Source organism: Streptomyces sp. NPDC059853, from assembly GCF_042731495.1.
Classification (GTDB): Bacteria; Actinomycetota; Actinomycetes; order Streptomycetales; family Streptomycetaceae; genus Streptomyces.
On the sequence record NZ_JBHWJL010000030.1, the window covers coordinates 29,074 to 31,307 of the forward strand.

At 77.2% G+C, this 2,234-nt stretch carries 1 protein-coding gene; it reads left to right on the forward strand.

All coding sequences use genetic code 11. The features are described 5' to 3' along the window. Positions 1-2,227 (forward strand): MinD/ParA family protein (locus tag ACFV5N_RS05780; protein ID WP_385594534.1); only part of this gene is annotated, 2,227 nt, incomplete at its 5' end. Positions 2,228-2,234: the final 7 nt, after the last annotated feature.

The following is a 2,234-nucleotide window of genomic DNA, read 5'->3' on the forward strand; positions in this document are numbered from 1 at the left end:
CCCGCCGGTGCCGCCGTCCGCGCCGCCGGGTGGACTGCCGCCGCTGCCGCCGGACTTCCAGATCAAGCCGCCGCCGGCGGCGGCCGGGGCCGACGCGCCGGAGGAGCCCGCCGCAGCGCGGGAAGAGAAGGACGAGGCAGCCGACGGGCAGCAGACGGCGGAGGAGTCCGCCGCGCCCGCGTCCACCGCGTCTCCCGAGCGGGACGAACCGGCCGGTGCCGCTTCCGAGGGTCCCGGCGCTGCCGCCCCCGCGTCGGATGCCACGTTCGTCTTCACCCCGAAGAGTGGGGCGGACGGCGCACAGCAGCAGCCGCCCGTCCGGGTCGAGTTCGCCCGTGCGGAGCCCGAGACGCCCATTCCGGCTCCGGAGGAGGCGGACGAGGGCCCGCGGGACGCGGAGGCGGAAGCGGAAGCGGAGCCGGAGCAGGACGGCCCGCAGGACGCCGTACCGCCGTCCTTCCCGCAGCAGGCGGCCACGCCCGCGCCCCCGCACGCGCCGCTCACGCCGTACACCCCGCCCGCGGCGGCGCCCCCCGCGCCGCCCGCCGCCGCACCGCAGCCGCCGGTGGCCGGGGCGCCGGAGGCCGGGCCCGCCGCGCCATACGCGCAGCCCGTTCCGGGCCAGACGCCGGGCGGGCCGGTGCAGGGCCCGCCGCCGCCCGCGCCGTACCCGGGTGTCCCGGAGCACGGTGGGCCCGGCCCCGCCGCCCACGCCCCGTACCCGCAGCCGGGTCGGCCGGCTCAGCAGGGACCGGGCGGCGGTCACCCTCCGCACGCGCAGCCGGCGCCGCAGCAGCCGCCCGCCGCCCCGGCGTACCCGCACCAGCCCGCTCCCGGGCAGCCCTACCCGCAGCCGCGGCCCGCGGACCCGTACGCGCACCACCCGCAGGCGCCGTCGCCCGGCCAGGACGACCAGAGCGACCGCCCCGCCGGGCCGCCGCCGTACGGCCATCCGGGCGGTCCGCAGTTCGCGCCGCCGCAGCAGCCGGGGCCGCACCCGCAGGCCCACCAGGGGCAGCCGCAGCAGCCGCAGCAGCCCCAGGGCCCGCAGCCGCCGCAGGACCCCCGGGCCGCGGCGGGCTGGCCGGCCGCGCAGCCGTACGAGGGGGCCCAGCCCGGCGCGCTCGGTTACACCGCCTCCGTCGAGCTGTCCTCCGACCGGCTGCTGCAGGACAAGCGCCGCAACAAGCAGCGCTCCCAGCCCGCTTCCAAGGCGGGCTCCCGGTTCCGGATCGGCGGCAAGGCGGCGGAGGCGGAGCGGCAGCGCAAGCTGGACGTCATCCGCACCCCCGTGCTGTCCTGCTACCGGATCGCCGTCATCAGCCTCAAGGGCGGCGTGGGCAAGACCACCACGACCACCGCGCTCGGCGCCACGCTCGCCAGTGAGCGGCAGGACAAGGTGATCGCGATCGACGCCAACCCGGACGCCGGTACGCTCGGCCGCCGGGTGCGCCGGGAGACCGGTGCCACGATCCGCGACCTGGTGGGGGCGATCCCGTACCTCAACAGCTACATGGACATCCGCCGGTTCACCTCGCAGGCGCCCTCCGGCCTGGAGATCCTGGCCAACGACGTGGACCCGGCGATCTCCACCACCTTCAACGACGAGGACTACCGCCGCGTCATCGACGTGCTCGGCAAGCAGTACCCGATCATCCTCACGGACTCGGGCACCGGCCTGCTCTACAGCGCGATGCGCGGCGTCCTCGACCTCGCCGATCAGCTGATCATCGTCTCGACGCCCTCCGTGGACGGCGCCAGCAGCGCCAGCACCACTCTGGACTGGCTGGCCGCCCACGGCTACGGCGAGCTGGTGCAGCGCAGCGTCACGGTCATCTCCGGGGTACGGGAGACCGGCCGGCTGGTGAAGGTCGAGGACATCGTGGCCCACTTCGAGACCCGCTGCCGCGGCGTGGTCGTCGCCCCGTTCGACGAGCATCTGGCGGCCGGTGCCGAGCTGGACCTGGACCTGATGCGCCCCAAGACCCGGCAGGCGTACTTCGATCTCGCCGCGCTGATCGCCGAGGACTTCGTCCGCGCCCAGCAGCAGCAGGGTCTGTGGACCCAGGACGGCGGGCTGCCGCCGCACATGGCGCCGCCGCTGCCCGGGCAGGGCCAGGGTCCCGGTCAGCCGCCGCCGGGGTACGGCTATCCGCCGCAGCACCCCGGCTACGGCTTCCCGCAGCAGCCCGGCGGGTGGGGCGCGCCCCCGCCGCCGCAGCGCTGACCCACGA